At 68.6% G+C, this 16,887-nt stretch carries 15 protein-coding genes and 1 other RNA gene; 10 read left to right on the top strand and 6 right to left on the bottom strand.

Translation table 11 applies throughout. The annotated features are described in order from the left end of the window. Nucleotides 1-51 precede the first annotated feature (51 nt). Nucleotides 52-1,509, top strand: a complete 1,458-nt coding sequence (nagZ, locus tag A3ES_RS0105545; protein ID WP_020385790.1) for a beta-N-acetylhexosaminidase — start codon at nt 52-54, stop codon at nt 1,507-1,509. A 39-nt stretch (nt 1,510-1,548) separates the two neighbouring features. Next, nucleotides 1,549-2,118: a GNAT family N-acetyltransferase gene (locus A3ES_RS0105540; protein ID WP_020385789.1), complete on the top strand. Its 570-nt coding sequence runs from the start codon at nt 1,549-1,551 to the stop codon at nt 2,116-2,118. 96 nt (nt 2,119-2,214) lie between these two features. Here the strand turns inward: A3ES_RS0105540 and A3ES_RS0105535 are convergent, their stop codons facing one another. Continuing rightward, the gene (locus A3ES_RS0105535; RefSeq protein ID WP_020385788.1) at nt 2,215-3,420 is read right to left on the bottom strand and encodes an ROK family protein; all 1,206 of its coding nucleotides are present in this window, start codon (nt 3,418-3,420) and stop codon (nt 2,215-2,217) included. Nucleotides 3,421-3,580: 160 nt separating this feature from the next. On the opposite strand from A3ES_RS0105535, the gene A3ES_RS0105530 reads away from it, so the two are divergent. The 6 genes from A3ES_RS0105530 (at nt 3,581) to A3ES_RS0105505 (ending at nt 11,559) form a co-directional block, all read left to right on the top strand. Continuing rightward, entirely contained in the window at nt 3,581-5,242 is a 1,662-nt protein-coding gene (locus A3ES_RS0105530; protein ID WP_020385787.1) for a glycoside hydrolase family 13 protein, read from the top strand. Nucleotides 5,243-5,376: 134 nt separating this feature from the next. Then, a complete protein-coding gene (locus A3ES_RS0105525; protein ID WP_020385786.1) occupies nt 5,377-6,510 on the top strand; it encodes a Nif3-like dinuclear metal center hexameric protein in 1,134 nt (377 codons plus the stop codon). A gap of 41 nt (nt 6,511-6,551) precedes the next feature. Next, on the top strand, nt 6,552-8,057 hold the full coding sequence (locus tag A3ES_RS0105520) for a DUF3558 family protein (protein WP_020385785.1): 1,506 nt from the start codon (nt 6,552-6,554) through the stop codon (nt 8,055-8,057). A 174-nt stretch (nt 8,058-8,231) separates the two neighbouring features. Continuing rightward, entirely contained in the window at nt 8,232-8,945 is a 714-nt protein-coding gene (locus A3ES_RS55410; RefSeq protein WP_020385784.1) for a zinc ribbon domain-containing protein, read from the top strand. Next, complete coding sequence (locus A3ES_RS0105510; RefSeq protein WP_020385783.1) at nt 8,942-10,072, top strand: bifunctional RNase H/acid phosphatase; 1,131 nt, start codon at nt 8,942-8,944, stop codon at nt 10,070-10,072. The genes A3ES_RS55410 and A3ES_RS0105510 overlap by 4 nt, the downstream gene beginning before the upstream one ends. A 50-nt stretch (nt 10,073-10,122) precedes the next feature. Next, entirely contained in the window at nt 10,123-11,559 is a 1,437-nt protein-coding gene (locus A3ES_RS0105505) for an RNB domain-containing ribonuclease (RefSeq protein WP_020385782.1), read from the top strand. Here A3ES_RS0105505 and A3ES_RS0105500 read toward each other — a convergent pair. Further along, a complete protein-coding gene (locus tag A3ES_RS0105500) occupies nt 11,548-12,114 on the bottom strand; it encodes a TetR/AcrR family transcriptional regulator (protein WP_020385781.1) in 567 nt (188 codons plus the stop codon). The genes A3ES_RS0105505 and A3ES_RS0105500 overlap by 12 nt on opposite strands. Nucleotides 12,115-12,166: 52 nt before the next feature. Here A3ES_RS0105500 and A3ES_RS0105495 point away from each other — a divergent pair, with 52 nt between their 5' ends. Further along, nucleotides 12,167-12,646: a GNAT family N-acetyltransferase gene (locus A3ES_RS0105495; RefSeq protein WP_020385780.1), complete on the top strand. Its 480-nt coding sequence runs from the start codon at nt 12,167-12,169 to the stop codon at nt 12,644-12,646. Here A3ES_RS0105495 and A3ES_RS0105490 read toward each other — a convergent pair. Continuing rightward, nucleotides 12,643-13,383 carry an AraC family transcriptional regulator gene (locus tag A3ES_RS0105490; RefSeq protein ID WP_020385779.1) on the bottom strand — a complete coding sequence of 247 codons (741 nt, stop codon included), beginning with the start codon at nt 13,381-13,383 and terminating at the stop codon, nt 12,643-12,645. The genes A3ES_RS0105495 and A3ES_RS0105490 overlap by 4 nt on opposite strands. 52 nt (nt 13,384-13,435) lie before the next feature. On the opposite strand from A3ES_RS0105490, the gene A3ES_RS0105485 reads away from it, so the two are divergent. Then, nucleotides 13,436-14,596, top strand: a complete 1,161-nt coding sequence (locus tag A3ES_RS0105485) for an MFS transporter (RefSeq protein ID WP_237744862.1) — start codon at nt 13,436-13,438, stop codon at nt 14,594-14,596. Here A3ES_RS0105485 and A3ES_RS0105480 read toward each other — a convergent pair. The 3 genes from A3ES_RS0105480 to A3ES_RS0105475 form a co-directional block, all read right to left on the bottom strand. Next, nucleotides 14,585-15,979, bottom strand: a complete 1,395-nt coding sequence (locus A3ES_RS0105480) for a D-arabinono-1,4-lactone oxidase (RefSeq protein WP_020385777.1) — start codon at nt 15,977-15,979, stop codon at nt 14,585-14,587. The two genes, A3ES_RS0105485 and A3ES_RS0105480, sit on opposite strands and share 12 nt — an antisense overlap. 56 nt (nt 15,980-16,035) lie before the next feature. Beyond that, nucleotides 16,036-16,439: RNase P RNA component class A (rnpB, locus tag A3ES_RS51065), an RNA gene on the bottom strand. Nucleotides 16,440-16,446: 7 nt separating this feature from the next. After that, entirely contained in the window at nt 16,447-16,815 is a 369-nt protein-coding gene (locus A3ES_RS0105475) for a DUF952 domain-containing protein (RefSeq protein WP_020385776.1), read from the bottom strand. Between the last annotated feature and the right edge of the window lie 72 nt (nt 16,816-16,887).

Raw genomic sequence — 16,887 nt, 5'->3', positions numbered from 1 at the left:
GGTGACGGCGTCGGGTGGCGGCCTGGAGACGGGCACGAGAGGGTGGGGCCCATGAGTGACCAACTGGATCGTGACGCAGCCGGCGCCCTGATCGTCGGCTTCAACGGAACCACCGCCCCCGAAGAGCTACGCCGCGCCGTCGCCGCCGGTCTTGGTGCCGTCATCCTGTTCACCCGCAACGTCGAGAGCGCGGAGCAGGTCGCGGCACTGACCGCCGCGCTGCGCGCCGAACGGCCCGACCTGGTGATCGCGATCGATCACGAGGGCGGCGAGTTCAGCCACCTCGCGCCGGCCAACCCCTGGCCGCTCTCGTCACCCCGCTCGCTCGGTGAGCTCGACGACGTCGATCTGACCCGCGCCTCGGCCCGGGACGCCGCGGCCACCCTCGCCCAGCTCGGCATCGACCTGATGCTCGCGCCCTCGGTCGACGTGAACAGCAATCCGGCCAACCCGATCATCTCGACGCGCTCGTTCGGGACGACGGCCGACGTCGTCTCCCGGCACGGCGTCGCCTTCATCGAGGGCGTCCACGAGGCCGGTATCGCTGCCTGCCCGAAGCATTTCCCCGGCCACGGTGATGTCACCGTCGACTCGCACCTCGCGCTGCCCAGGGTCGACCGCTCGATCGAGCAGGTGACCGCGGTCGAGCTCGCGCCGTTCAAAGCGACGATCGAGGCCGGCGCCGACGTCATCATGAGCGCGCACATCATCTTCTCGGCCTACGACGACCAGCCGGCCACGCTGTCGCGGCGGATCCTGCAGGGGCTGCTGCGCGAGGAGCTCGGCTTCACCGGCGTGATCACCACCGACGCGCTCGAGATGCAGGCGATTACCGCGACCCAGTCGATCGAGGACGCCGCCGTCGCCTCGATCCGGGCCGGTGCCGACCTGGCGATGATCGCGATCGGCGAAGCGGATCCTCGTGCGCTGACCGCTCGCCTGGTCCACGCGGTGGGGGATGGGACGCTCGATGCCGCTCGCCTCGCGGACGCGGCCGGGCGAGTCCGCGCGCTTGCCGCGACGCTCGCCTCGCGCACTCGCCAGCCCGGCTTGAGTGGCGCGCCGACCCGTGAGGTCGCGGCCCGCACGGTGACCCGGCAAGACTTCCCCGGCCTCGGCGGTTCGCCGTACGTGGTGGATCTGACGCAGGGCCTGCACCCAGCCTGGAACCCCTACTTCAGCGGCCTCCCGGAGGTTTTCGCCAAGGTCGCGCCGGGCTCGGCAGGCGTGGTACTGCGTGGCGACGACCCGGCCGCCCTGTCAGAAGCCCAAGGCGCCGCGATCGGCCGGCCGCTGGTGGTCGCAGTACAGGACGCGGTCCGTACTCCGTGGATGCGGGCGGCCCTGCAGGAGTTGCTGCAGAGTCACGAGGGTGAGGTCTTCGTGCTGTGCACGGGGATCCCAGAGGACCGGGCACTGGTGCCGGCCGCCGTCCCGACGGCTGTCACGTACGGACGCAACCTCCTCGTCCTGGAGGCGGCGGCCCAGCTCCTGACCCGCGTCCCCTAAGTCCGCCAAGGGCATCGATCTCAGGTCTAGCCTGGCTCGGTGAACGCTCTCGACCTGTCGAAGATCACACTGCGGCCGTTTCAGCAGGGCGATTGGCCACGCATCCACGAGTGGGCCTCGCTGGAAATATCCTGCCGGTACCAGCCGTGGGGCCCCAACACCGCGCCGGAGACCGAGGCCTTCGTGGCCGCGGCGGTCGAGTCCTGGACCGCGGACCCGCAGCTGCGATTCGCCTGGGTCGCCGTCCAGCCGGTCACCGGCGTGCTCGGTATCGGTGAACTGAACATCCGCCAGGTGCTCTGGAAGCGCGGCGAGATCAGCTACTCCGTCCACCCGGACTACTGGGGGCAAGGCGTCGCCAGCGAGATCGCGTGGCTGCTTTGCCAGTTCGGCTTCGAGGAGCTGGATCTGGAACGCGTCGAGGCCACCTGCGATCCCCGCAACTCGGCCTCGGGCGCAGTCCTGAAACGCATCGGCATGACCTACGAAGGAACCCTCCGCCGCACAGTCCTGATCCGCAGCGGCTGGCGAGACTCCAAGATCCACAGCCTGACCCGCCCCGAATGGACCCCCGTCGGCGGCCCACCCCGCTGGACCCGACCCACCTGATCATTCGCCCCGTTTTCACCCTCCTAGGGCGGCGCGTCGGGGACCGTTGCTGTCAGAGGAGGGTGAAAACGGGGCGAATGATCAGGAAGGTGAGGGCTACCGTGCGCTGCTCAGTTGGAGGTCCAGGGCGTGTTGCTCGACGTAGTTGAGGGCGCGGCGGACGGCTCCGACCGAGACGATCGTGTCGCCGAGGGAGGAGACGGCGATGCGGGGCGGGGTGGCGGTGTAGGTGGCGAGCTGTTGCCTGATCGAGGGGAGCAGGGATTCGGCCGCGGCCGCGACGGCACCGCCGATCACTATCAGCTCTGGATTGAAGAGAATTCCCAGCGTGGCAAGGACTCTGGCGGTACGGCAGGCGACGTACTGAAGGATGCCTAGGGCAACCTTGTCGCCGGCGTCCGCGGCGGCGAACACCAGCTCCGCGGTGACGGGATCGCTGCCGGCGAGCTCGCGCAGGCTGGTCTTCACCGTGGGGTCAGCCACCGCCTTCGCGCCTTGCTCGCGGGCTGTCCGGGCGATACCGGCGGTGTCGCCGACGCCCTCGACCAGCTTGAGGTAGACCATCTCACCGGCGCCGCCGCGACTGCCGTGCAGCAACCGGCCGGAGTCCATCAGGCCGGAACCGAACCGCTCGCCCGCGAGGAGCACGACCAGATCATCGACGTCACGGGCCTCACCTCGCCAGTGCTCGCCCAGGGTGGCGAGATTCGCGTCGTTCTCCAGCAGCACGGGCCAGCCGTGCAACTCGGTGAGCCTGGTCGTCAGGCCGGCATCGAACCGCCGCCAGAACTCGTCGTCGACCAGGATGTTGCCCTCGCGATCGACCGGCGCGGCCACTCCGACGCCGGCCGCGAGCACCTCGGAATCAGTCACGTCCGCCGCGGCGAGCACCTCCAGGACGGCCTCGTTCACCACCTGGGTCTGCTCGGCCGGCGTCTTCACCGACTGGAAGGAGCGACCGGTCTTGGCGACGGTCTCGCCGCGCAGGTCCGACAGCAGCACTGTGGTCTTGGCCGCGCCGACGTCGATGCCGAGCACGTACCCCGCCTGGCTGTTGAACTCGAACCGGCGTGACGGCCGGCCTACCGGCGTACCGGGGGCGTCGTGGCCCGGGTCGAGCTCGACCACCCAGCCCATCGCGATCAGGTCGTTGCAGACGGCATGCACCGTCGCGCGGGTGAGGCCGGTGGCCTCGATCAGGCCTGTTCCGGTCATCACACCGGCCGTGGACAGCACGCTGAGCAGCTTGCCCGCGTTGACTCTGCGCAGCATCGGCGGCGTGGCCGCCGGGGTTGTCGCCATATTCCCTCTTGACCTCCTCGCAAGTCCCCGCGCACAATACTGCAGAATCTAAATTTAGAGTCTATATAAATCCGGCGGTCATCTCGCCGGAACCAGCACGAAACATCCGCCGTCCCTCCGTAGTACCCCCGGACCACCCTCCGAACCGAGTGAGGCTCTTTTGACCAGCACCGCGACCCTGGTGACCCGTGCAGACGACCCTAGCGACCCTGACTGGTGGCGGCAGGCCGTCGTCTACCAGATCTACCCCCGCAGCTTCGCCGACTCCAACGGCGACGGCATCGGTGACCTGCAGGGCATCATCAGCCGCGTCCCGTACCTGACCTCGCTCGGCATCGATGCGGTCTGGCTGAGCCCCTTCTACCCGTCGGCGCTGGCCGACGGCGGGTACGACGTTGACGACTACCGCAACGTCGACCCGCGCCTCGGCACGCTGACCGACTTCGACGAACTGGTCGCCGCGCTGCGCGGGTCGGGCATCAAGCTGATCGTCGACATCGTGCCCAACCACACCTCGAACCTGCACGAGTGGTTCCAGGAAGCGCTCGCGGCGCCCAAGGGCTCGGCCGCGCGCGACCGGTACATCTTCCGCGACGGCACCGGCCCGGACGGGAACGAGCCGCCCTCGGACTGGGACTCGGTCTTCGGTGGGTCCGCCTGGGCGCAGACCCCGGACGGGCAGTGGTACCTGCACCTGTTCGCGGCCGAGCAGCCCGACCTCAACTGGGACAACCCCGAGGTCCGCGACGACTTCCTCACCACGCTGCGGTTCTGGTCGGACCGTGGTGTCGACGGGTTCCGGGTCGACGTGGCGCACGCGCTGGTCAAGGACCTGACCGAGCCGCTGCCGTCCAAGACAACGCTGCCTCGGCAGTCGGAGTCCAACGGCGCGCACCCGCTGTGGGATCGCGAGGGCGTGCACGACATCTACACCGAGTGGCGCAAGGTGCTGAACGAGTACGACCCGCCTCGGTCGGCGGTCGCGGAGGCGTTCGTCCCGGCCGCGCGCCGGGCGCGGTACGCGAGTGCCGACGGGCTGGGGCAGGCGTTCAACTTCGATCTGCTGCAGGCCGACTGGGACTTCGACAAGTTCCGGGTGGTGATCGAGGAGAACCTCGCGCTCGCCGACGAGAACGGCTCCTCGTCGACCTGGGTGTTCTCGAACCACGACGTCGTCCGGCATGCGACCCGGTACGGGCTGCCGAAGGATCCGGAGGGCGCGTGGCAGGACGGCAAGGCCTGGCTGCTGAGCAACGGGACCGAGCCGACCGTCGATGTCGAGCAGGGGCTGCGACGGGCCCGGGCCGCGGTCTTGCTGATGCTGGCGCTGCCTGGTTCGGCGTACCTGTACCAAGGTGAGGAGCTGGGGTTGCAGGAGGTCGGCGAGCTGCCGGCGGCGATCCTGCAGGACCCGGCGTACTTCCGCTCGAAGGGCGCCGAGAAGGGCCGCGACGGCTGCCGCGTACCGCTGCCCTGGACGGTCGGCGGGCTGTCGTTCGGCTTCGGATCGGGCGGCTCACACCTGCTGCAGCCGACCTGGTTCGGCTCGTACTCCGTGGAGGCGCAGGAGGGTGACCCGTCGTCGACCCTCAGCCTCTACCGCAAGGCCCTCGCCGTACGCCGAGGCCTGCAAACGGGCGCCGGCCTGGAATGGATCGACGGCGTCGAATGGGGCCTCCACTTCAGCCGCCCCGGCGGCTGGCAGTCGGTCACCAACTTCGGTGCCGCCCCGATCGAACTCCCCGAGGGCGCAGTCGTCCTCTCCAGCAGCCCCCTCGAAGGCGACAAGCTCCCCACGGACACCACCGCCTGGCTCATCTGACCCGGACCGCCACCACTACCGAACCTGGCTAGCAAGCGCTTCCCCGCGGCGCGTCGGGGCAGGAGTGCTGGGTTCGGTAGTGGCAGCGGTCCGCGCAACGCGAGCCCCGGCGTCGGGTGCGGCAGGATGTGGGGGTGGACGCGACGCTTGGTGAGGTGCTTGGGGTGCTGGACCGGCTGTACGACCCGGCCTGGGCGGAGAGTTGGGATGCGGTCGGGCTGGTGACGGGCGATCCGGGGCAGCCGGTGCGCAAGGTCTTGTTCGCGGTGGACCCGATGCGGGTGGTGGTGGACGAGGCCATCGACGGTGGGTTCGATCTGCTCGTCACGCATCATCCGTTGTTGCTGAGAGGCGTGAACAGTGTCGCGACGACGACGCCCAAGGGACGGGCGATTCACGACCTGATTCGCGGCGGGGTCGCGTTGCAGGTGTGTCACACGAACGCGGACAACGCGAATCCTGGGGTGAGTGACGCGCTTGCTGCCGCGCTGGAGTTGAAGGACACCCGGCCGCTGAAGGCGATGCCGAGCGAGCCGATGGACAAGGTTGTCGTCTATGTGCCGGTGAACGAGACGCAAGAGATGATCGACGCGCTGGCTGCGGCCGGTGCTGGACAGTTCGGCGACTACGACCGCGCTGCGTGGACCTTCACCGGCGAAGGGACTTTCCGGCCGCTGGAGAGGGCCAACCCGACTGTCGGTGAGGTCGGCACGGTTGAGCGCGTGGTTGAGGATCGGGTCGAGATGGTGCTCCCGAGACGCCGCCGTCGGGCTGTCATCGAGGCGCTCAAGGCGGCTCACTCGTGCGAGGAACCTGCCTTCGACATCTTCGAGCTGGCGGCTTTGCCCAGCAACCGGGGCGGCGGGCGCATCGGCGTACTGGAGGAAGCCTTGCCCCTCAAGGAGTTTGCCGAGTTGGTGGCTGAGCGGTTGCCGCGGACGGAGCACGGGGTACGGGTGTCGGGTGATCCTGAGCGGCTGATCGAATCGGTCGCGGTGGTTGGCGGGGCGGGCGATTCTGAGTTCGAGCGGGTCCGCGCGGCTGGCGTCGACGCCTACGTGACCGCCGATCTCCGCCACCACCCCGCGACCGAGGCCCGCGCCTACGACGAGGGTCCCGCGCTGGTCGACGTCGCCCACTGGGCCAGCGAATGGCCGTGGCTGAAGGACGCCGAGCGCTTGGTGACGGACGGCTTGGCAGCTCGCGGCTTTGCTGTCGACACCCAGGTCTCCACCATCTGCACCGACGCCTGGACGCTCCGCCTCTGAGATCCAGCCGGTCTAGCCCCCGATGGCTTTAGTCTGGCGCGATGAAACTGCGGTGGGCGCTGTGCGGCCTGGTGCTGAGCGCCAGCTTGTTGCTGACGGCATGTAATGCGCTGGATGTCCCCAAGGCGGCTCCAACTCCGACGCCGACGGTCAGCCAGCCACCTGTGTCGGCGCCTGCGGATCGCGACCTTGCGCGGCTGGTCGCCGCGCTGACGCAGGTCGACTCCTGCGCTTTGCTCGACGCGGCGAAGGCGCAGGCATCCGGCTTCACGGCGGCGGACAAACTCCGTCGTACGTCGGCGCACAGCTGCCGGATCGTCAACGCCCGTGGGGAGTGGGTCCGGATCGAGCTGGCCGCCGGCGGCAGCCGGGTGACTCGCTTCGACAAGGAACTCGGCACGATCGGCGGCGCAAAGATCTATCGCGAGCGGGCGAGCGACGACACTTGCGAGGTTGAGGTGCCGGTCGCCTTCGACTACTCGATCCGCATCTTCTCGCAACGGGTCGCGACGCCCACGGCGACGCTCTGCCAGCCCGCCGACGCCTTCGCGAAGTTCGCCATGCCGCTGCTGGCCAAGGCGTCGGTTCCGGCCACGACGCCGTTGGCCGGCTGGTCCGGATGCGGGCTGCTGAGCGCGATCCGCGGTCGGCCGATCAGTACCTTCAAGATCGGCGCCTACCCGACGAACGATGTCGACGGCTGCACCGAGCTGGACCGGGGCGAGCTGGTCTCCTCGGTCAGCCTGTCGTACGGCGGTGAGCTGAACCCGGCGCTCTTCGAGCGGATCACCCCGATCGGTGGCAGCCCGACCGGCGTGGACAGCCCGGGCGACAAATGCCGCCTGACCTGGATCGCCGGACCGTCCGGCCAGAGCGATCCGGCCGACAAGTTCGTCCGGCTGGTCGCAGTCGAGAAGACCTGCGCCCTGGCCGAGCAACTCGCGGCCAAGATGAAGACCGTGCTAGCCGGCTCGGTCCCGAAGGGCGCGGTACCGCTGTTCCCGATCTATCTGCGCCCGGACGAACAGGATTCGGACCAGCCCGGTGCCTGCGCCGACGTGAACAGCTTCGTCGTCCAGTCGAACCTCGAGCAGCGCTGCCGCCCGTACAAGCCAGTCGCCGCACCCAAAGGCCCGGCCGCGGTACTGCGCGCAGTACAGGCCGACGGGAACGTCGCCTGCGCCATCAGCGTGGAAGCGATCCGCCAGCGCCTCGGCGCCGAGTTGCGCCCGGTGACGATCGGCGGCCGCGGCTGCAGGTACGTCGAACCCTCCCACGAGCTGGAGATCGCCGTGGCCGTCAGCGATCGCGAGCTCGCCCGCGCCGGCCAGGCGAAGTTCGTCAAACTCGGCAAGCATGAGGGCTGGATCCTGGCGACGCACCTCAGAAACCGCAGCATCATCGACCTGAACGTGAACGCGGCCGTCGGGGTCTCACTGCGCATCTCCTTCGAGTTCAAGCCGCGACGTGGAACCGGATTCCTCGACTCGGCGCGCGAGAAGGAGCTGGTACCGATCGCCACAGCCATCGCCAACACGTACTTCTGAGCCTCGGTCTGCTGTCTTGCAGAGCGGGGCAGTACCGTGGACACTCACATCTCGACGCTCTGTTCCGGCGCAAGACCCAGCACTTCAGTGGGCGGCTCTCACCGGTGCACGGCTGACAACTGAACGCGATCTAAGGAGCCGACCCTGAACGCCGAGCCCGCCGTCCAACGCCGGTTGCTGGACCTGCAGGATCTCGACCTGCAGCTGGATCAGGTCGCGCACAAGCGCAAGTCGCTGCCCGAGCACGCGGCCCTGGCCGAGCTGGGGAAAGAGAAGTCGGTCGTCGACCGCGAACTCGTCACCGCCGACACCGAGGTCAGCGACCTGCGGCGGGAGCAGAAGAAGGCTGACAGCGACGTCGACCAGGTCCGCCAGCGCAAGGCGCGCAACCAGCAGCGGATGGACTCCGGCCAGGTCACCTCGCCGCGCGACCTGGAGAACCTGCAGCACGAGATCGGTTCGCTCGACCGGCGGATCTCCGATCTGGAGGACGCCGAGCTCGAGGTGATGGAGCGGCTGGAGGTCGCCGAAGGGGTCCAGGCCGACCTGCAGACCCGCGCCGACGCGTTCGCCGGCCGGCAGGCCGAGCTGGAGGCGACCCGTGACGCCGCGCTGAAGGAGCTCGACGAGCAGCGCGCCACGCTCGGCGACAAGCGCGCCACGGTGGCGGCCGAACTGCCGGACGACCTCATCACGATGTACCTCAAGCTGCGTGAGCGCAACGGCGGCATCGGCGCCGCGCCGCTGGTCGGCAAGCGTTGCATGGGCTGCCGGATGGAGCTCGCGCCGTCCGACCTGAGCAAGTTCAAGGCAGCGGCCGCCGATGTCGTACTGCGCTGCGAGGAGTGCAGCCGGATCCTGGTGCGTACGCCGGAGAGCGCCCTGTGAGCAGCGGTCCCTCGCACGTCATCGTCGAGGCCGACGGCGGTTCCCGGGGCAACCCGGGCCCCGCCTCGTACGGCGCGCTGGTGCGTGACCCGGAGACCGGTGCGGTGATCGCCCAGAAGGGGGTGACCATCGGCATCGCGACCAACAACGTGGCGGAGTACAGCGGGCTGATCGCCGGGCTGGAGCTGGCGGCGGAGTACACGCCGGACGCCTCGATCGAGGTCCGGATGGACTCCAAGCTGGTGATCGAGCAGATGGCCGGGCGCTGGAAGATCAAACACCCGGACATGAAGCCGCTGGCGATCAAGGCGCAGTCGCTCGCGCCGTTCGGGACGGAGTGGACCTGGGTACCACGCGCCCAGAACGCCGCCGCCGACGCGCTGGCCAACATGGCGCTCGACGGGAAGCCGGTGCCGCTGCACCCTACTGAGGCCGGGCCGGCGGCCGTAGTACCGGCTGAGCCTTCGGACCAGCAGAAGGCCATGCAGGGGTGGGGTGCGCAGGCTGAGCCGCCGACCCAGTTGATCTTCCTGCGGCACGGCCAGACGGCTCACACCGTCGAGAAGCGGTTCTCCGGCTCGGGCGGGGACGACCCCCGGCTCAGCGAGCTCGGCGAGGCGCAGGCGCGGGCCGCGGCGCAGTACCTCGCAAAGCGCGGTGGAGTCGACGCGGTGGTGTCCTCGCCGATGCTGCGGACGCGGCAGACGGCGGCGACCGTGGCGGAGGTGCTCGGGCTCGACGTGAAGGTCGAGAAGGGCTGGGTGGAGTGCTCGTTCGGTGACTGGGACGGCCACACCTTCGCCGAGGTGCAGCAGAAGTGGCCGGACGCGCTCAACGCCTGGATGGAGTCGACCACGGTCGCGCCGCCCGGTGGCGAGTCCTTCGACGCCTGCGCCCGGCGGGCCCGGTCCGCGCGGGACGGCCTGCTCGCGGCGTACCCGGGCAAGACCGTGCTCGTGGTCACCCACGTGACCCCGATCAAGCTGATGGTCAGGTCGGTGCTCCAGGCCCCGATGAACTCCCTCTTCCGGATGGAACTGGCCCCCGCCACCCTCACCGAGATCCACTGGTACGCCGACGGCCTGGCCTCCCTGAAGTCCTTCAACGTGCAACCGGCACTAGTCTGACCCTAAGCCGCGCACAACGGGGTGCGTCGCCGGATGGACGGAGTGGTCGCGTGCCGTTGCAGAGGGTGCATTTCGCCGAAGCGGTTCCCGAGGTTTTCCATGCCTCGCTGCAGGCGATCAGACAAGAGCTCGAGGTGCCGGCCGAGTTCCCGGCCGAGGTGGTCAAGGCGGCCCTGACCGCGGCGGCCAATCCGCGGCTGCCTGAGCTGGACCGGACCGACCTCGAGTTCGTCACGATCGATCCGCCGGACTCGATGGACCTCGACCAGGCCGTGCAGATCGAGCGCGCCGGCGACGGCTACACCGTGCACTACGCGATCGCGGACGTCGCCGCGTTCGTCCAGCCGGGTGATCCGATCGACCTCGAGGCTCGCAAGCGAGGCGAGACGCTCTACGCGCCGGACAAGCGCACGCCGTTGCACCCGCCGGAGCTGTCCGAGGGCGCGGCGTCGCTGCTGGCCGGTGAGGTCCGTCCCGCGGTGCTGTGGACGATCACGGTCGACGCCTCGGGCGAGGGCACGGACGTGAGGTGTGAGCGCGCGCTGGTGAAGTCGCGCGCCAAGCTCAGCTACGCCGGCGTCCAGAAGGATCTCGACGCCGGTACCGCCTCGGAGTCGCTGCAGTTGCTCCGGGAGGTCGGCAAGCTGCGCGAGCAGCGCGAGCTGGAGCGCGGCGGCGTCAACCTGCCCATCCCGGATCAGGAGGTCATCGCCTCCAACGGCGAGTGGACGCTCGAGTTCCGCGCACCCCTGCCCGTCGAGGGCTGGAACGCGCAGATCTCGCTGCTGACCGGGATGGCCGCCGCGCACCTGATGATGTACGGCGAGATCGGCATCCTCCGCACGCTTCCCGAGTCGCACGACGACCTGCGCCGCAAGCTGGAGAACACGGCGAAGGCTCTCGGCATCGGCTGGCCCGTCGGCACGTCGTACGCCGAGTTCATCCACGGGCTCGACCCGAAGGTGCCGGCCCACGCCGCGATGCTCGCCGCCTGCACGGTGCTCTTCCGCGGCGCCGGCTACACGGCTTTCTCGGGTGGAGTGCCGGCCCAGCCGGAGCACGCCGCGATGAAGTCGGAGTACGCGCACTGCACCGCGCCGCTGCGCCGGCTCGTCGACCGCTGGACCAGCGAGATCTGCCTCGCGTTGTGCGCGGACGCCGAGGTGCCGGCCTGGGTTCACGAGTCGATGGACGAGGTCCCGAAGATCATGGAGGAGTGCGCCCGCAAGGCACACGCCTACGAACGCTCGATCGTGAGCATGGTCGAGGCCGGGCTGGTCGCCGAGCACGTCGGTTCGTCGTACGACGGCGTGATCACCGATGTCGACGACCGCGAGCCGACCCGCGGGATCGTCGCACTTTCCACCCTCGCGATCGAGGGCCGCGTCACCGGTACTGCGACGCTGCCGCTGGGCCAGCCGGTCCGGGTCAAGCTCACCGAGGCCTCCATCGCCAAGCGCACGGTCGCTTTCGAGCTAATCCTTTAGATAGGCGAGGACGGCGGCCGTCGTGCGATCTGCATCGCCGGTCGCCGCCAGGTCGAGCAACCCGCCGCGCAGGATCGCCAGTACTCCGGTACGTCGCGCCTGCGCGGCCTTGCTGTCCTTGCCGGGCTGCACGGCCTTCAGCAGCTTCAGCCAGTCGTCGACGGTCTCGCGGGCGAAGCCGGCCCACGGCCCGTCGGGCGCGACCAGCGACCGCCCGTACGCCTCGACCCAGAGGTTCATCAGCGGCCGGTGCTCCTCGGAGGCCAGCCAGGTCCAGAGCTCCTTCGCGACCACCTCTAGCCCCGGCGGTTCGTCGTACTCGCTGGAGATCTTCGCCAGCAGATCGAGTTCGTCGCTGCGGGCGCGGGCGAGCAGGGCGCGGATCAGGCCGTCCTTGCTGCCGAACAGGAACAGCAGCACGCGCGGGCTCGAACCGATCGCCGCCGCGAGCGGGCGGAGCGACAGATCGGCCAGCCCATGGCTCAGCGAGTACGCGTAGGCGAGTTCCAGGAGTTCAGTCTCCCGCGCGGAGGGGGCTGGTTTCGTCGTGGACACCAGGCTAGTATCGCTTACTGAAACGAATGTGTCAGTAGATCGGGTGGTGTAGATGGAGATCAGGCGACTTGATCGGCCGGGAGACCTCGGCTGGGTGGTCCAGCAACACGGCGAGCTGTACGCCGCGGAGTACGGATGGGGGATGAACTACGAGGGACTCGTGGCGCAGATCGTCGCGGACTTCGGCCAGAACCACGATCCGGCGCGCGAGGCGGCCTGGATCGCGGAGCAGGACGGTGAGCGGATGGGGAGCATCTTCTGCGTGCGTGGTCCGGACGAGGGGACGGCCAAGCTCCGGCTGCTTCTGCTGCATCCGTCCAGCCGCGGGCAGGGCCTCGGTGGGCGGTTGGTGGATACCTGCATGGCGTTCGCGCGGGAGGCCGGCTACAAGCGGATGGTGCTGTGGACGAACGACCCGTTGGTTGCCGCACGCCACATTTACCTGGCGCGCGGTTTCAAGCTGACCAGTGAAGAGCCGCATGATCTCTTTGGCTCAGGGCTGCTGAGCCAGACGTACGAAGTCGAACTCTAGAACTGCCGTCCGGGCGTCTGGCCGAAGGTTCGGCGGAAGACGTCGATGAAGGCGCTCGGGCTGGACCAGCCGCAGCGGTAGGCGACGGTGGTGACCGGCTCGCCGTCGGCCAGCAGGATCAGGGCGTGATGGAGGCGGAGTTGCGTGCGCCACTGCGGGAACGTCATCGCGAACTCCTGCCGGAACAGGCGGGACAGCGTGCGCTCGGCTGCTCCCACCTGCGTGCCCAGCTGGGACAGCCCGCGCCCGTCGGCGGGATCGGCGTACAGGATCTCGCAGACCGCCGCGAGCCGGTCGTCAGTTGCTGTAGGCAATCGAATTGGTTGCTGGGGCGACTGTTTCAGCTGGTCGAGCAGAACACCGCGGATCCGGCGGCGGGCGGCGCTGTTGTCGTCGGGGTCCGCGGTGTAGGCGATGATCAGCTCGCGGAGCAGCGGTCCGACGGCGAGTACTGCGGGTCGGTCCAGGGCGACAGGGTTATCGCTTGCGGGCAGGCCGACCAGGTGCAGGTCGGTCGGACCGTAGGCGCGGTGCTCGTGCACGGTCCCGGCCGGCACCCAGATCGCCCTCGTCGCGGGCGCGATCCAGTGGCCGCGATCCGTCGTCACGGCGAGCACCCCGCTGGCGGCGTACGCGATCTGGTGGTCGTCGTGGCGGTGCGCGTCGATGCCCGCGCCGGGCGCGAGTCGGCGCAGCGCGGTCGGCGCGATCGGGGCGTGGCGGGGAATCGACATCATCTGTCAGATTATCGGAAGCCGGTCAACGTGACGGTGGCCGAGGCTGGAGATTGTGAAGCGATTCCAAGCTGTGCCTCTACAGACCCCACCCCACCGCCCCGGTCTGGTGTTGCTCTGCGTTGGCCACGGCAGCGTGGACCTGTACCAGGGGATCGTGCCCGTGCTCGTACCGTTCCTGGTCGCCGAGCGTGGCTACGGCTACCTGGCCGTCTCCGGGTTCGTGCTGGCGGCGACGTTGCTGTCGTCAGTCGTCCAGCCGCTCTTCGGGCTGCTGACTGATCGGTGGTCGATGCCGTGGCTGATCCCGGTGAGCATGATCGTTTCCGGTCTTGGGGTCGCGTTGATCGGCGTCAGTTCGTCGTACCCGTTCGCGCTCGCGGCGATCGGCCTGACCGGCATCGGGGTTGCCGCCTACCATCCGCAGGCGGCCCGCACCGCGCGTTCGGTGACAGGCGGCAGCCATGTCGGCATGAGCTGGTTCTCCCTCGGTGGCAACCTCGGCTTCGCGGTCGCACCCGCCGCCGGACCGCTTCTCTCGTACTCCGGCCTGACGGCGAGCCCACTCCTGATCGTCCCCGCGGTGCTCGGCGCGGCGATCACCGTGCCGTTGCTGCGTTCCGGTGGCGCGGCACGGCTCCGGACGAGAGATCTGGTCGGGGCCGACGACTGGCCGGCCTTCCGTACGCTGACGGCGATCATCGTCCTCCGCTCGATCAGCTATGTCGGCCTGAGCACCTTCCTCGGCCTGTACGTCGGCCAGCGGCTGCACCTCAGCGCCGGCGCGAGCGCGACGACTCTCTTCGTGCTGTTCGGCGGGGGAGTGATCGGCACGCTGCTCGGAGGCCGGCTCGCGACGCGCTTCGGGCGGATCACAACCATGCGCTGGTCGTACGCCGTAGCCGCGGTCGCCTTGGCCGGCGTCGCTCTCGTCCCCACGGCGGCATTGTTCGTCTTCGTCGCGTTGAGCGCTATCGCATTGTACGTGCCGTTCTCGCTGCACATCACACTCGGCCAGGACTATCTGCCGACTCGAGTCGGCACGGCTAGCGGCGTAACCCTCGGCCTGGCGGTGAGTGCGGGAGGTGTGGTCGCACCCGCCCTGGCCGCAGCGGCCAAGGCGAGCTCGCTCCAACTCGTACTCGCGTGCTTGGCTCTGCTCCCCGCTATCGGTTGTCTCCTGACCCGCCGACTTGCCGAACCTCTACGGCTGTAGGAGTCGCTTGGTGAACTCGTTCGAGAACTTGCCGGCGGGGTCGTGCTCGGCCATCAGGTCCAGGAAGCGGTTGTAGCTGGCGCCGTGGGTCCTTGCGAGGTCCGCACTCGTGATGCTCCGGCCGTACTTGCCAAGGTGTGGACGGGCATCGACCTCACGCATCAGCTTCTCGACTTCGGCGTAGTACGCCTCGAAGGCATGGGAGTCGTTGGAGAGCAGATCGAGCCAGACGGAACGACGACCCCGCCCGCCGCCGATCAATGTGCGCTCGTGCCCGGCCGGAGTGAACCGCACCTCCAGGAAGGTGTAGGGCAGGTCGCGCGAGTACATCGACTCGTACAGCTCGAGGAACCGCCGCGCCACCGGCATCGCGTCCTCGTACGGGATCGCGAACTCCAGCTCCTGGTGCAAGTGGTAGATCGACCGGTTGAAAGCCTTGTTGCTCTCCAGTACGAGGTTGCTGCCGCGCTTGAGCCGATGCGCGGAACGGGACAGCTTCGGCATCAGCCCCGAGCGCGCCATCAAGCCGGCCATCCACGCGGCCAGCAGCGCGTCGAGCGAGATGCTGACGAACTCACGAAGGTTGCCGAGGAACGACTGCTTCTTCCCGGTCGGTTCCCAGGTGTTGATCTGGCAGCGATCCGTGAAGGGAAAGAGATACAGGCTCAGATGCGTGTGCTGTTGCAGCAGCGCCCCGAGATTCGCCTCCACCGCAGGCAGTTCCGCGAGCTCGACCTTCTGCTCGACGTTGAACCGGTCGACCGCCTGGACGGTCACTTCGATGATGATGCCGACGGCCCCGATTCCGCCGATGGCTGCGGAGAACAACTCGTCGCCCGGGAAGCACTCGTGGACTACACCATTGCCGTCGAGGAGCTTGAGGCTGACCACCAGTTCGCTGACGAAACCCCAGTCGCGCCCGGTGCCGTGCACGTCGGTCGACAGGATGCCCGCGATGCTCTGCGCGTCATGGGACGGCAGTGCGGCAAAGGCGAGCCCGTCCGCGAGCAGCGTCTTCGCGATCTCCCGCACCCGCGTGCCGCCCTTGAAGGTGACCTGCTTCTTCGCCGGATCCTTGGCGACCACACCGCAGTACCGGTCCAGCGAGATCAGCATGCCACTTGTCGCGATGCCAGTGTTGAAGGAGTGCCCGGCCCCGAAGACCCGGATCTCACCAGCGGACCTGACGAGCTCGACGAGCTCCTGCTCGGTCTCCGGCCGCGCGACCCGTTGCGGCCGATAGCGGAACCGGCGCAACCAGTTCCGGAAGACTCCGTTGGTGACCCGGCCTTCGAGCCAGATGTACCGCCCGCCGGTGACCGCATAAAGAACCACGTTCCAGGTCGTCAGAAACCCAACCGCGAGGTAACCCCGGCGCTTCATTTCTCCTGGTTTCTGGTCCACACCAGATACTGGCACGAACATCGGGCCACTGTAGGTGAACGGGCCGGTCTGTAAGCCGGATCCTGTGGTCGGCGATCATCTATCTACGGTGACCGTTGCCGGGCACCTCTAGCGGCCTACCCGCGAGCTCGGGCGGGCAGCCCTCGGACGCTCACGCGGACGGCGGTCGCCCGTCGCCCTTCTTGGCCTTGCTCCACGTGGGGTTTACCTAGCCTCCGCAGTCACCTGCGGAGCTGGTGGTCTCTTACACCACCGTTTCACCCTCACCCGCACCTGGATGAACCACGGGGTTCACCCAAGCCGTTGGCGGTCTGTTCTCTGTGGCACTGTCCCGCGGGTTGCCCCGGGTGGGCGTTACCCACCACGTTGCCCTGTGGAGTCCGGACTTTCCTCGGCGCTCACCGTTGCCGGTGAACGACGCGATCGCCCGACCGGCCCGTTCACCCTCAGGATAGGGCCTGGGCGCTCACTTCCGGCCATCGGCCGTCGGCGGCCCGCTCGTACGGCCGTACGTCGACCACGGCGTCCAGGTTGAGCGGCCCGTAGATGTGCGGGAACGTGATGCCTACCGCGTCCAGATCCTCGTCGCACAACGCCGACACCAGACAGCCGGTGTCGATCACGAGCAGGCAGAGCGGCTCGGTCACGTCGGTGTAGAAGGAGTTCGCGACCAGGGCGACCTGCTCGGGTCGCGAGCAGTGGATGAACGTCGCGCCGTCGTCCAGTGACTTCCCGCGGGTGGACCACCGATAGCTGCCGGCCCGCCGCGCCGCTTCCCACTGGTCGACGAAGGCCAAATGCAGGATCAAAGCCATGTCCCAAACCTAGTGCCCGGGCGGCGGAAACCCGGGGAACCAGGCTATGCAGAATATTCTTTGCACAAACTA

Source organism: Kribbella catacumbae DSM 19601, assembly GCF_000372465.1.
Taxonomy (GTDB): Bacteria; Actinomycetota; Actinomycetes; order Propionibacteriales; family Kribbellaceae; genus Kribbella; species Kribbella catacumbae.
The sequence above is the reverse complement of the archived record's forward strand: the minus strand, read 5'-3'. Positions and strand labels throughout refer to the sequence as shown.

Excerpts from the sequence above, each read along its gene's own strand:
- A3ES_RS0105475 (WP_020385776.1), bottom strand. The coding sequence starts at position 16,815 with ATGGCTTTGATCCTGCATTTGGCCTTCGTCGACCAGTGGGAAGCGGCG.
- A3ES_RS0105535 (WP_020385788.1), bottom strand. The coding sequence starts at position 3,420 with ATGGCGACAACCCCGGCGGCCACGCCGCCGATGCTGCGCAGAGTCAAC.
- nagZ (WP_020385790.1), top strand. The coding sequence starts at position 52 with ATGAGTGACCAACTGGATCGTGACGCAGCCGGCGCCCTGATCGTCGGC.
- A3ES_RS0105480 (WP_020385777.1), bottom strand. The coding sequence starts at position 15,979 with ATGAAGCGCCGGGGTTACCTCGCGGTTGGGTTTCTGACGACCTGGAAC.
- A3ES_RS0105490 (WP_020385779.1), bottom strand. The coding sequence starts at position 13,383 with ATGATGTCGATTCCCCGCCACGCCCCGATCGCGCCGACCGCGCTGCGC.
- A3ES_RS0105495 (WP_020385780.1), top strand. The coding sequence starts at position 12,167 with ATGGAGATCAGGCGACTTGATCGGCCGGGAGACCTCGGCTGGGTGGTC.
- A3ES_RS0105520 (WP_020385785.1), top strand. The coding sequence starts at position 6,552 with ATGAAACTGCGGTGGGCGCTGTGCGGCCTGGTGCTGAGCGCCAGCTTG.